Source organism: Roseateles sp. L2-2 (genome assembly GCF_050613215.1).
In the GTDB taxonomy this organism is placed as follows: domain Bacteria; phylum Pseudomonadota; class Gammaproteobacteria; order Burkholderiales; family Burkholderiaceae_C; genus Roseateles; species Roseateles noduli.
This window is the reverse complement of sequence record NZ_CP192509.1, coordinates 2,929,194-2,941,985: the sequence shown is the minus strand read 5'-3', so window position 1 is coordinate 2,941,985 and position 12,792 is coordinate 2,929,194. Positions and strand designations below refer to the sequence as shown.

The following is a 12,792-nucleotide window of genomic DNA, read 5'->3' as shown; positions in this document are numbered from 1 at the left end:
CTCCTCCGTCCGGTTCAGGGACATCGGTGTTCACGGTGTTCGCGCCGATCGCTCGACGCCGCCGTCGCCTTCAACGCCTTCAACGCCGCCAGCGACGTGATCGTCTCCAGCCCGAGGTCGTGCCACGTCACCGTGGGCCGCTCGGCGAAGAGATCCGCTCCCGGCGCCAGCGCGTTGGGCAGGATCGGCCGCCGGGCGTGGTGCGACTCGCTGTCGAGGATGGTCTGCGTGAAGGACGGCCTCACCAGCTTGAAGCGACCGAGCACCTGGTCCTCGTCCTCGACCTTCAGGTAGAGGCCTTCGGACTGGTCGGCCTTGTCGGTCTGCTTCCAGCACAGGTCCAGCGGCAGCGATTCGCGCCGCGTCGCGGCCTCGAAGGCGCCGCGCCAGTCGGGCGACTTCGCCAGCGAGCGCACCACCAGCGCCCACAGCAGCGTCGGGTCGGTCGGCATGGGCCCCGCGTACAGCACGGGGACCGACAGCACCGGCGAGCCCGCGAGCAGCGCCTGCCGACGCGGCGTCGACAGGAAGCGCGAGGTGGCGCGGTCGTAGACGTCGAACTCGTTGAAGTAATGCGGCAGCCGGTCGTACCAGACGCTGTGCTTGGCATAGGCCCACTCGCCGTAGAGGACGTAGCGGTCCTCCAGGCGCTCGATCAGCCGGTGCTCGTGCGCCAGCGCCCAGATCTTCATCGGGTTGAACTGGCGCTCGCCGAAGCCGCCGATCAGGTAGTGGCCGCGCGACTGCAGCAGCAGATCGCCGCCGTCGCTGAACGAGAGGCCGGCGTTGGCGCCGTCGAGCTTTTCCTCGATGACGACGTGGCAGCCGGCGAGTTGCTCGAGCGGCATCTGGTCATGGGCGGAGTCGCCCGCCTGCAGGCGGCTGCCCGCGAGGTGCGCCGTGCGCGGATAGCGCAGCAGCGGCAGGGATTGCAAAAACATGGGATCCGTCACCCGCCGCGTTGTTGGCGCGGGCGGGTCCTGGTGGAGTCAGGGAACCGACGGACGTGTCGCAGGCGCGGTCGAGTCGCCGCCGGTCGAAGGGACCGGGCGGAGTCGCTGGGGGAAGTCGCGGGAGGTGTCGTGCGCCACCGGCCTCATGGCAGGTCTCGGGGCGTCAGGAACCGGTGCCGCAGCCTTCGCGGGCGCAGACGGCGCCGACACGATGCTGCAGGGAAGCAGTCGTCGGCAATCAGCAGTGGATGGACGTACGGGTCTTCATGGGGCACCTCCTGGACAGTGAGAGGTTGGAACGCGCGCGGACGGAGCCGTCCGGCGTGGGCGCGATTCTTCAACGCAAGGTCGGGCGCGTCAACCCGCGCGAGCGGCGCTGATGCATCGATCCGACACCGGGATGAGGGACGCCGTCGGTCGCGCTCAGTCGTCGGTGACGAGCGCAGGCAGCACTTCCGCGCCCAGTTCCTCGATCACCTCGCGGGCTGACCGCCCTCGTCCGAGGTTGAACAGCACATGGGCCACGCCCATCGCGCGCAACCGGCGCAGATAGGCGATGAGCGCGCGCCGGCCGCTGCGCAGGCCGAGCTCGAGCGGCTCCGGCGCCGCGTCCGGATCGGCGAGCAGCTCCAGCTGCACCGACTGCACGAAGGGCTTCGCGCCGACGCCCTTCTGTTCGAGCGCGCGCTGCCACAGCTCGATGCGGCCTTCCTGCCGCGCTTCCTCGCGGTGGTAGGTGGCCCAGGCGTCGGCGTGCGACGCGGTCCATTGCAGCGACTGCCGCGCCGAGCCCACGACGATCATCGGGATCCGCCGCGCCGGAGCGGGCAGCACCTCGAAGCCGCCGGTCGCGGCGGTCACCGCAAGGCGCTCGTCGACATCGGGCGACAAGGCCGCGCGCACGGTGGCCCAGCGGTTGCGGAAGGCCTCCGCGCGATGGTCCAGGTCTTGTCCGAAGGCGGCGAACTCCGCGGGCCGGTCGCCCGAGCCCATGCCGAGGATGAAGCGCCCGCCGCTGAGACGGTCCAGCGACAGCGCGGCCTTGGCCACATGCAGCGGATGCCGCAGCGGCAGCACGATGGCGGCCGCGCCGACGGCGATGCCGCGCGTCGCACCCGCCAGGGCGCCCAGCCATAGGAACGGATCGTCCAGCGCGCTCGCCGTGTTGTCGCTGCCCTGCGGGATCATCAGCGGGACGTCGCGCGTCCACAGCGCGGCGAAGCCGAGCCGGTCCGCGAGCGCGGCCAGTTCGAGCGCCTCGCGAACGTCAGCCATCCGGTCGGGCCGGGCGTCGACGGGTGTCATCAGCCCGACCGAGAGCCGGCCGGGCTGGAAGACGCGCCGATGCGCGTCGTTGAACGCAGGACCCACCGGTCCTTCCGAACTCACTGGCTCACTTGGTCTTCTTCTGGACCACCTTGGCGTAGTCCGCCTGCATCTTGGTCATGAAGTCGGTGGTGGCGCGGAACTGCTGCTCGTGGAAGTCGATCAGCTTCTGGAACTCGTCAGCGGCGACCTCGAAGGGCGTGCCCGCCGAGCGCATCGATTCCATGATCGCCTTCTGCGATGCGAGCACCGTGCTCCACGCCGCATAGTTCTGTTCGAACGCCTTCTTCGATTGCTCGAAGAAGGTCTTGGCGAGTTCAACCTGGGCCTGTTGGATCATGAGGAGTCTCCGATTGAGCGGGTTGTCGAGTCCACGCCCGCGGGACGGGCGTCGGGCAATGCTACAGCGCGTTGGGCTCCGGCCTTGCTGGAACGCTCATCATCCGCATGCAACAGGTTGATCGTGAGGTGGTCGCACTGGCCACACGTGAACCACTGACTGAGCAGCAGGCTGTCGATGCGATCTGGAACCGTCACCCAGCCAAGCGGAGACTGCCACGTCCCCCCCTTATGCTTGGAGATCAGCCGCTTGCCGTCCGACTCCCATTTCGTCATCTTCTGCCGGAAGCGTTCGGGATACTCGTTGGCCGGACCGCTGATATTGGCCCAAGGATCGCAGACGTACAGGTGGCGCGGCCACAGAGAAAGAGGACGACCGGCATGGGTCGGCTTGAGCGACCCCACGACCAGCATCGCATGGTCCTCTCGAAAGTGGACGGTGGAAATCTGGACCTTGGGAAAGTGCCTGGCGAGATAGTCTTGCGCGGCCCGGCACAAAGCGCTGCAGTTTCGCTTCATCCCCCTCCAGGCCTCCATCGACGCCTTCGCGTAGGCATAGCGCGCAGCGGCCGCCGGGTCATCGGCAAGCTCCGCCTGAGAAGGCTTCACATTGAGAGTGGCCGTGGGGAACTCGCGTGGATCGGTGCAGGCATGTCGGGGCCACTTGTTGGTCGACTTGGCCGGACTACCCAAAGACAGGTCATGCAACGCTTCCCTGATGGCCTGAAGGGCCTCTTGGGCAGCCGTTGCGTTGGTCGCGGCCCACGAGCCATCGTCCGGCGCGGGGTACTCGACAGGGTCGCCGAGGGCCTGTCTGCAACAAGCCATTTCCAGGCGGCGGAACGCCGCCTGATCGAAGTCCCTTCGCAGGGCATCGGCTCTTGCGATGCGTTCCGCATCAATCGACGCCGAGCCTGGCTCCATGCCTTCGCAGCTCGTTCGCGTCTGGGTGTCGGCGCCGGGCAGACTGTCGTGGAGAGCGGAGGCACTGCTCGAATGAAACGCCGTCGACCTCGTGGTAAAAGGCATCGGGGGGCTCTGGGGATACTTGAGGAACCCGACTAGTGCGCGCCGCCGCACACGTCGGTCGAATCCCGTGGCCGCTTCAAGGCATCAACCGATACCCCACCCCGGTCTCCGTCAACAGGTGCTTCGGACTGGCCGGCTCCGCCTCCAGCTTCTGGCGCAGGTTGCCCATGTAGACGCGCAGGTAGTGGTTCTGCTCCACGTGCGACGGCCCCCACACCGCCTTGAGCAGTTGCCGGTGCGTCAGCACCTTGCCGGCGTTGCCGATCAGGTGGCTGAGCAGGCGGTACTCGATCGGCGTGAGGTGCACGTCCTCGCCGGAACGGCGCACGCGACGCGCGGCCAGGTCGATCTCGACCTCGCCGAAGCGGAAGGCCGGGTCCTGCTGTTCGCTGGACCGCGCCTGGCTGCGCCGCAGCGCGACGCGCACGCGCGCCAGCAGTTCGCCGACGCCGAAAGGCTTGCTCAGATAGTCGTCGGCGCCGTGGTCGAGCGCCGCGATCTTGTCGTCCTCGGCGCCTCGCGCCGAGAGCACGATCACCGGCACCGCGGACCATGCGCGCAGGTCGCGCAGGAAGTCCTGGCCGTCGCCGTCGGGCAGGCCCAGGTCGAGGATGACCAGGTCAGGACGCCGCGTCCCCGCATCGATCAGGCCCTGGCGCAGGGTGCCGGTCTCGTGCACGGCCCAGCCCTCGCCCTCCAGCGCCAGGCGCACGAAGCGGCGGATGTTGGTTTCGTCCTCGACGATCAATGCCACGGGGACGACGCTGGCCTGCAGTTCGTTCACGATCGGACGCTCACGGTTGGAATTCCCTGTCTTCGTCGAAGGCCGGCAGCGCCGGCGGCTGCCCCAGCGGCAGCGCCAGGCTGAAGCGCGCCCCGCCCTGCGGCGTCGCGCGCTCGGCCCAGATGCGCCCGCCGTGGGCCTGCATGATGGCACGGCAGATCGCCAGGCCCAGCCCCACGCCGGGCAGGGGCGACTCGGCATGGCCGCGCGTGAATTTCTCGAACAGCGCCTCCTCCCGGCCCAGCGGCAGGCCGGGGCCGTTGTCCTCGACGGACAGGCGGATCTCGCCCTGATCCCCCGGGGCACCGAGCTCGACGACATCGCCGCCCTGGCCGCTCACGGCCACGCCGTGCGTGCGGGCGATCACGCGGATCTCGCTCCCCGGCGGCGTGTACTTCGCGGCGTTCTCCAGCAGGTTGACCAGCACGCGCTCGATGAGCACCGCGTCCAGCTCCACCATCGGCAGTGTCGCGGGCACGTCCAGCACCACGCGGTGCCGCGCCAGCGTCGCGCCCGTCAGCTGCAGGCTGGTGCCGATGACCTCGTCCACGGGCTGCCACTGCCGGTTGAGCTTGAGCGCGCCGCTCTGCAGCCGCGCCATGTCCAGCAGGTTGTGCACCATCGCGTTGATGCGCAGCGATTGCTGCTCGATCGCGTGCGCGGTCTCGGCGGCATCGGGATCGAGCGGGCGCTTCGTCAGTGTTTCGGCCAAGCCCTGCAACGCCGCCAGCGGCGTGCGCAGGTCGTGCGACAACGCGGACAGTAGCGAGTTGCGCAGCCGCTCCGATTCGATCTGCAGCAGCGCCTGCTGCGCGACCTCGACGTAGTGCACGCGCTCCAGCGCCTGCCCCGCGATGCGCGCGGCCGTTTCCAGCTGCGCGCGGCGCTCCGGCAGCATCAGCGTCTGCGCGTCGCCCGGCCGCAGCGCGAGCACGCCGCGCGTGCGCATCGGCGCGCGCAGCGGCAGGTAGAACCAGTGACTGCCCGGCAGCGTGTCGGTGCCCAGGCCGGCGGCCTGCTCGTGATCGAGCGCCCAGCGCGCGGTGCCGGCATCGGGCCGCTCGCCCATCGCCAGCGTCTGCTCCGTCGGCGACGGCTGCAGCCGGTCCTCGTCGTCGAGCACGTGCAGCAACGCCCGTCCGCCGAACTGCTGCGCCAGCTGCAACTCCGCCGTCGCGACGACCTGCTCGGTCTGCAGCGCGCCGGCCAGCTCGCGGGTGAGCTCGAAGAGACCGCGCGCCCTCGCCTCGCGCTCCGAGGACACGCGCGCCTCGTAGCGCAGCCCCGCCGTCAGCTGCCCGGTGATCAGGCCCACCGCCAGCATCACGACGAAGGTGATCACGTATTGCACGTCGCTGACCGCCAGACTCAGCCGCGGCGCGACGAAGAGGAAGTCGAACAGCGCGACGCTGAGGAAGCTCGCCAGCACCGCCGGTCCGCGTCCCCAGCGCATGGCGACGCCCACCACGCCGAGCAGGAACAGCATGACGATGTTGTCGTTGGCGATGCGGTGCGACAACGGCCAGCAGGCCACGGCGACGCCGACGCAGGCCAGCGTCGCCCAGAGGTAGCGGCGCGGCGCGGCCCCCAGGGTCGGACCGGGGTCGTCCTCGCTGCTGCGCTGCGTGGCCGACGCGCCCACCTGGATCAGGTCGAGCTCCGGCGCCGCACGGCCCAGGTGGGCCGCCAGGTCGCGACTGCCCCAGCGCCGCAACGACGAGAACGACAACGAAGACGAGGACGCGGACGCCGCTGGCGCGCCCCGCCCCATCAGCAGCTTGGACAGGTTGTGCTGGCGCGCATAGTCGGCCAGCGCCTGCGCGGGGTCCTGCGCGGCCAGCACGGCCGTCGCCGCGCCGAGGTCCTGCGCCAGCCGCACCACGCGCAGCGTGCGTTCGCGGCGCGCGTCGGACTGCCGATGCAGCGCCGGCGTCTCGACATGCACCGCATGCCAGCTCACCGCCAGTTGCTGCGCGAGCTGCGCGGCGCTGCGCACGATCGATTCGGCCTCGTCGCCGGGGCCGATCGCACACAGGATCGCGGCCTCGGTCTTCCACACCGGCGCGATGCGCTCGTTGCTGCGCCACGCCTGCACGTCGTCCTCGACGCGGTCGGCGGTGCGGCGCAGCGCAAGCTCGCGCAGCGCCATGAGGTTGCCCTTGCGGAAGAAATGCTGGCCGGCGCGCTCGGCCTGCGCGCCCTGGTAGACCTTGCCGGCCTTCAGGCGCGCGAGCAGCTCGTCGGCCGGCGTGTCGACCAGCACGACCTCGTCCGCGCGGTCGAAGAAGGTGTCGGGCAGCGTCTCCTGCACGCGCACGCCGGTGATGCCGCCGACGACGTCGTTGAGGCTCTCCAGGTGCTGGACATTGACCGTCGTGTAGACGCTGATGCCGTTGGCGAGCAGTTCCTCGACGTCCTGCCAGCGCTTCGGGTGCCGCGAGCCGGCGACGTTGGAATGGGCCAGCTCGTCGACGAGGATCAGCGCGTCGGGCTGGTCCTTCAGGCGCGCGAGCGCGCCGTCGAGGTCGAACTCCGGCAGCGCGCGGCCGCGGTGGTCGACCTGGCGCAGCGGCAGCCGAGGCAGCGGCGGCTGCCCGTCGAGCAGCGCGGCCGTGTCGGCGCGCCCGTGCGTCTCGACGACGCCGATCAGCGGTGCGCGGCCCTGGTCGGCCAGATGGCGCGCCGCCTGCAGCATCGCGAAGGTCTTGCCCACGCCGGCCGACGCGCCGAAGTAGATGCGCAGCCGGCCGCGCGACTGTGCCGCCTCCTGCTGGCGGATCTGCGCCAGCAGGTTGTCGGGGTCAGGTCTTTCGTCTGCGGCGCTCGGCATCCGGCGATTCTCTCCCTGTCAGGGGCTCAGGCCACATCAGAACGTCTTGGAGACGCTCAGCACCACGCCGGTATCGCCCAGGCGCTTCGCGCGTGCAGCCGCCGAATCGCCCGCCTGGTACAGCGCCTTGTCCGCGTCGGTGCCGACAACGGCCAGCCCCAGCGTCAGACCGCCGAGCTGCTTCATCTCCTTGGTCACGGACAGCTTCCAGTCGGTGTAGGAGAGATCGCCGTACTTGCGCACCCAGAGGTGGCCGAGGTGCACGCCGGCGTTGAAGCCCTGCCCCAGCTCGAAGCCGTAGTTCAGGTCGAGGTAGGCCGTGCCCTTGGACGAGCCCCTGGCCGGCAGCGCGTTGAAGTAGGCGTAGCCGGCGGTCCCGCCGTCCAGGCCGAAGTAGTCGGTCGCGGCGACCGACAGCTTGGCCGAGAACGCGCCCGCCGTGACGGCGGCGTAGAGGTCGACGTTGTCGTACTTGTTCGAGGTCGGCTGGCCGGGCGCCGCGTTCAGGCGCGCACCCGGATAGACGTAGGCCAGCGCGCCGACGTCCAGCGTGACGGCGTCGGTCACCGGCAGCTTGTAGCCGCCGTAGAGGTCCCACTCCATGCCGGCGCCGTTGTTGTAGCTGTTGCCCGAGACGGTGGACGCCCAGGTGCCCAGGTACAGGCCGCTGCTGTGGCTGTAGTCGAAGCCGGCCTGCACGACGGGACGCTTCCAGGTCTGGCTGATGCCGCGGAAGCGGTAGTCGCTGACGAAGCCGACATTGCCGGTGAAGGTGTGCTCGGGCGTCGGCGCCGACGTGGCGACCGGCGCTTCGCCTTCGGCACGCGCGGCGGCGTGCAGGAAGCAGGAGGAGATCAGGAACAGCGAGAGAAGACGGGTTTTCATGAACTGCGTGAACTGCTTGAGTTGGGTTTGTCGTTCCGTTTATGCGGTCGGCGCGGAGGCCGACGCGGCCGGCGGCACCTCCGCCTTGCGTCCCGACACCTTGTCCAGTGCCAGGTTGAGCTTGAGCACGTTGACGCGCGGCTCGCCGAGGACGGCAAGATCGCGGGCCTCGGTGTTGGCCTGGATGAGGCGCTGGACGGCCTCGACCGGGAGGCCGCGTTCGCGGGCCACGCGGGCCGTCTGGTAGCGCGCCGCGGCCATGCTGATGTGCGGATCCAGACCGCTGGCGGAGGCGCTCACGAGGTCGACCGGCACCGGCGCGGTGTTGCCCGGATCGGCGGCCTTGAGCGCTTCGATGCGGCCCTTCACGGCGTCGACCAGCGCGGGGTTGGTCGGCCCTTGGTTGGAGCCGCTGGAGCCGGTGGCGTTGTTGGCCATGGGACCGGTCGCCGACGGACGGCCCCAGAAGTAGCGCGGCGAGGAGAAGTTCTGGCCGATCAGCTCGGAGCCGACCACCTTGCCGTCGTGCAGGAGGAGGCTGCCCTCGGCCTGGAACGGGAACATGGTCTTGGCGACGCCGGTCACCAGCGCCGGATACAGCAGGCCGGTGACGGCGCTCAGCAGCACGAAGCCGACGAGCGCGGGGCGCAGCATGCGCAGCGGCGAATGAGCGGTCGACGTTGAAGTCGACGCCGAGGTCGACGTCGAGGTGGATGGGGTGCGTGTCATGATGAAGTCCTCCGCGTCACACGAGGTGGAGCGCGACCAGCAGCAGGTCGATCGCCTTGATGCCCGCGAAGGGCACGATCAGGCCGCCGAGGCCGTAGATCCACAGGTTGCGACGCAGCAGCGCGGCCGCGCCGATGGGCCGGTAGGCGACGCCCTTGAGCGCCAGCGGGATGAGCGCGACGATGATCAGCGCGTTGAAGATGACGGCCGACAGGATGGCGGACGACGGGCTGTGCAGGCCCATCACGTTGAGCGCCGCCAGCTGCGGATATACGCCCAGGAACATCGCCGGGATGATGGCGAAGTACTTCGCCACGTCGTTGGCGATGGAGAAGGTCGTCAGCGAGCCGCGCGTCATCAGCAGCTGCTTGCCGGTCTCGACGATCTCCAGCAGCTTGGTCGGATTCGAATCGAGGTCGACCATGTTGCCGGCCTCCTTCGCGGCCTGCGTGCCGCTGGCCATCGCCACCGCCACGTCGGCCTGCGCCAGCGCGGGGGCGTCGTTGGTGCCGTCGCCGGTCATCGCCACCAGGCGGCCTTCGGCCTGGTAGTCGCGGATCAACTTGAGCTTGGCTTCGGGCGTGGCTTCGGCGAGGAAGTCGTCGACCCCCGCTTCGGCCGCGATCGCCGCGGCGGTGAGGCGGTTGTCGCCGGTGATCATCACCGTGCGGATGCCCATCCGGCGCAGCTGTGCGAAGCGTTCCTTGATGCCGCCCTTGACGATGTCCTTGAGCTCGACCACGCCCAGCACGCGGGCCTGGCCGTCGCTGAGGTCGGCCACGACCAGCGGCGTGCTGCCGCGGCGCGCGACTTCCTCGGCCACCGCGGTGACCTGCGCGGGCATCTGGCCGCCGTGCAGCTCGACGAAGCGACGGATCGCCTCCACCGCCCCCTTGCGCAGCTGGCGCTTCGGGTGCTCGGGATCGCCGAAGTCGACGCCGCTCATGCGCGTCTGCGCGGTGAACGGGACGAAGTGCGCCTGCAGCGTCGCCAGCTCGCGCTCGCGCAGGTTGAAGCGCTGCTTGGCCAGCACGACGATGGAGCGGCCTTCCGGCGTCTCGTCGGCCAGCGAGGCGAGCTGCGCCGCGTCGGCCAGCAGCTGCTCCTGCAGCGTCGGGGCCGGCAGGAAGGCGCTGGCCTGGCGGTTGCCCAGCGTGATGGTGCCGGTCTTGTCGAGCATCAGCACGTCGACATCGCCGGCGGCTTCCACCGCGCGGCCGGAGGTCGCGATCACATTGGCCTGCATCAGCCGGCTCATGCCGGCCACGCCGATGGCCGACAGCAGTCCGCCGATGGTGGTCGGGATCAGGCACACCAGCAGCGACACGAGCGCGGTGATGGACACCACGGTGCCGGCGCCGGCCGCCTCGACCGCGAACAGCGAATACGGCAGCAGCGTCACGGTGACGACCAGGAAGACCAGCGTCAGCGCGACCAGCAGGATGGTCAGCGCGATCTCGTTGGGCGTCTTCTGGCGCTTGGCGCTCTCGACCATCGCGATCATGCGGTCGAGGAAGGCCTCGCCCGGGTTGACGGCGATGCGCACGACGACCCAGTCCGAGAGCACGCGCGTGCCGCCGGTGACGGCGGAGAAGTCGCCACCCGATTCGCGGATCACCGGCGCGGATTCGCCGGTGATGGCGCTCTCGTCGACCGAGGCGACGCCTTCGATGACTTCGCCGTCCAGCGGCACCAGGTCGCCGGCCTCGACCAGCACGACGTGGCCCTTGCGCAGTTCTTCCGATGCCACCGGATGCCAGGACGAGCCGTGACGCGGGGTCTCCAGCTTCTTCGCCCAGGTCTTGCTCTTGAGGCCGCGCAGCGAGGCGGCCTGCGCCTTGGAACGGCCTTCGGCCAGCGCCTCGGCGAAGTTGGCGAACAGCACGGTGAACCACAGCCACAGCGCGATCGCGAGCATGAAGCCGGGGCCTTCGGCACCGGCCAGCTCGGGCCTGGCGAAGCTCGCCAGCCACAGGCCGGTGGTGAGGATGCTGCCGGCGTAGACGACGAACATCACCGGGTTGCGCAGCTGCACGGCGGGCGTGAGCTTGGCGAAGGACTGCGCGATCGCAGGTTTCACCAGCGCGGGATCGAAATATTGATTCTTCATGACGGGCTCCGAATCACTTCCAGAGCATCAGGTGCTCGACGACGGGACCCAGCGCGAGCGCGGGCACGTAGTTCAGCAGGCCGACCAGGAGGACGGTGCCGATGAGCAGGACGACGAACAGCGGGCCGTGGGTGGGCAAGGTGCCCTCGCCGACGGGGATGCGCTTCTTGGCGGCCAGGCTGCCGGCGATGGCCAGCACGGGGACGATGACCAGGAAGCGGCCGAGCCACATCGCGATGCCGAGCAGCGTGTTGTAGAACGGCGTGTTGGCGGACAGCCCGGCGAAGGCGCTGCCGTTGTTGTTGGCCGCCGAGGTGAAGGCGTAGAGGATCTCGCTGAAGCCGTGCACGCCGGGGTTGGCGACGCCGGCCTTGCCCGCGTCGGCCAGGACCGCGATGGCGGTGCCCGCCAGCACGACGATCGGCGTGACGAGGATGGCCACGGCGCTCATCTTCATCTCGAAGGGCTCGATCTTCTTGCCGAGGTACTCGGGCGTGCGGCCGATCATCAGGCCGGCGATGAAGACGGCCAGGATCGCGAAGATCAGCATGCCGTACAGGCCGGTGCCGACGCCGCCGAAGACCACCTCGCCCAGCTGCATCATCACCAGCGGCACGGCGCCGCCGATCGGGGTGAAGCTGTCGTGCATCGCGTTGACCGCACCGCAGGACGCGGCGGTGGTCACGACGGCAAAGAGCGAGCTGGCGCTGATGCCGAAGCGCGTCTCCTTGCCTTCCATGTTGCCGCCGGCCTGGAGCTCGGTGGCCTGGATGTCGACGCCCTGCGCGGCCACCAGCGGATTGCCGGCCTGCTCGGCGGGCGTGGCGATCAGCACGCCGACGATGAACATCACGCTCATCGCGGCCAGGATCGCGGCGCCCTGGCGGCGGTCGCCGACCAGTTGCCCGAAGCTCAGGCACAACGCGGCCGGGATCACGAAGATCGCGACGATCTGCAGCAGGTTGGTGAACGGCGTCGGGTTCTCGTACGGATGCGCGGAGTTGGCGTTGAAGAAGCCGCCGCCGTTGGTGCCCAGCATCTTGATGGCTTCCTGCGACGCGACCGGACCCATCGCGAGCGACTGCTCCTGCGTGTGCTGGTGCTCCATCACGGGCTCGCCCTTGGCGTCCTTCAGCGGCTGGCCGTCGGCGCCGAGCCTGGGCGTCTGGTAATCCTGCGCCTCGACGGTCTGCACGGTGCGGTAGCCGTCGAAGTTCTGGATCACGCCCTGCTGGACGAAGACGACCGCGAACACGAGGGACAGCGGCAGCAGCAGCCACAGCGTGCAGCGGGTCAAGTCGGCCCAGAAGTTGCCGACGTGGCCGGACAGGCGCGAGGCGAAGCCGCGGATCAGCGCGAACACGACCGCGATGCCGGTGGCGGCGGACAGGAAGTTCTGCACCGTCAGCGCGAGCATCTGCGTGAGGTAGCTCATCGTCGACTCGCCGCCGTAGCCTTGCCAGTTGGTGTTGGCGACGAAGCTGATGGCGGTGTTGAAGGACGAGTCCGGGCTGATCGCGCCCATTCCCTGCGGGTTGAGCGGCAGCACGCCCTGCAGGCGTTGCAGCGCGTAGACGGCGATGACGCCGATGAAGTTGAAGATCAGCAGCGCGATCGCGTACTGCTTCCAGCCCATGCCCTCTTCGGGCCTGACGCCGGCGAGGCGGAAGATCGGCCGCTCGATCGCGGCGATCCATCCGGGCATCTGCCCCTTGGCGAGCGCCGTGATCCAGCGCGCGAGCGGCCAGGCCAGCAGCAGCGTGACGACGAGGTAGAGGGCCAGGTTGGCCCAGGCGAGGTTCGTCAT

At 69.6% G+C, this 12,792-nt stretch carries 10 protein-coding genes; all 10 read right to left on the bottom strand.

The features are described 5' to 3' along the window. Window positions 1-14: 14 nt before the first annotated feature. The gene (locus ACQZ13_RS13190; RefSeq protein WP_431052580.1) at window positions 15-941 is read right to left on the bottom strand and encodes an RNA ligase family protein; all 927 of its coding nucleotides are present in this window, start codon (window positions 939-941) and stop codon (window positions 15-17) included. A 435-nt stretch (window positions 942-1,376) separates the two neighbouring features. Next, entirely contained in the window at window positions 1,377-2,342 is a 966-nt protein-coding gene (locus tag ACQZ13_RS13185) for a TIGR03571 family LLM class oxidoreductase (protein WP_431052578.1), read from the bottom strand. A gap of 4 nt (window positions 2,343-2,346) precedes the next feature. Beyond that, window positions 2,347-2,619: a hypothetical protein gene (locus ACQZ13_RS13180; RefSeq protein ID WP_088406801.1), complete on the bottom strand. Its 273-nt coding sequence runs from the start codon at window positions 2,617-2,619 to the stop codon at window positions 2,347-2,349. Continuing rightward, on the bottom strand, window positions 2,616-3,542 hold the full coding sequence (locus ACQZ13_RS13175) for a hypothetical protein (protein ID WP_431052576.1): 927 nt from the start codon (window positions 3,540-3,542) through the stop codon (window positions 2,616-2,618). Before ACQZ13_RS13175 ends, ACQZ13_RS13180 begins: the two co-directional genes overlap by 4 nt. A 181-nt stretch (window positions 3,543-3,723) precedes the next feature. After that, the gene (gene kdpE, locus ACQZ13_RS13170; protein WP_431052574.1) at window positions 3,724-4,431 is read right to left on the bottom strand and encodes a two-component system response regulator KdpE; all 708 of its coding nucleotides are present in this window, start codon (window positions 4,429-4,431) and stop codon (window positions 3,724-3,726) included. A gap of 10 nt (window positions 4,432-4,441) precedes the next feature. Then, the gene (locus tag ACQZ13_RS13165) at window positions 4,442-7,261 is read right to left on the bottom strand and encodes a DUF4118 domain-containing protein (RefSeq protein ID WP_431052572.1); all 2,820 of its coding nucleotides are present in this window, start codon (window positions 7,259-7,261) and stop codon (window positions 4,442-4,444) included. A gap of 36 nt (window positions 7,262-7,297) precedes the next feature. Further along, window positions 7,298-8,146, bottom strand: coding sequence for a TorF family putative porin (locus ACQZ13_RS13160; protein WP_431052570.1), 849 nt, complete (start codon window positions 8,144-8,146; stop codon window positions 7,298-7,300). 39 nt (window positions 8,147-8,185) lie between these two features. Then, a complete protein-coding gene (gene kdpC / locus ACQZ13_RS13155; RefSeq protein ID WP_431053224.1) occupies window positions 8,186-8,800 on the bottom strand; it encodes a potassium-transporting ATPase subunit KdpC in 615 nt (204 codons plus the stop codon). A gap of 91 nt (window positions 8,801-8,891) precedes the next feature. After that, window positions 8,892-10,985, bottom strand: a complete 2,094-nt coding sequence (gene kdpB, locus ACQZ13_RS13150) for a potassium-transporting ATPase subunit KdpB (RefSeq protein WP_431052568.1) — start codon at window positions 10,983-10,985, stop codon at window positions 8,892-8,894. A 13-nt stretch (window positions 10,986-10,998) separates the two neighbouring features. Continuing rightward, entirely contained in the window at window positions 10,999-12,792 is a 1,794-nt protein-coding gene (gene kdpA / locus ACQZ13_RS13145) for a potassium-transporting ATPase subunit KdpA (RefSeq protein ID WP_431052566.1), read from the bottom strand.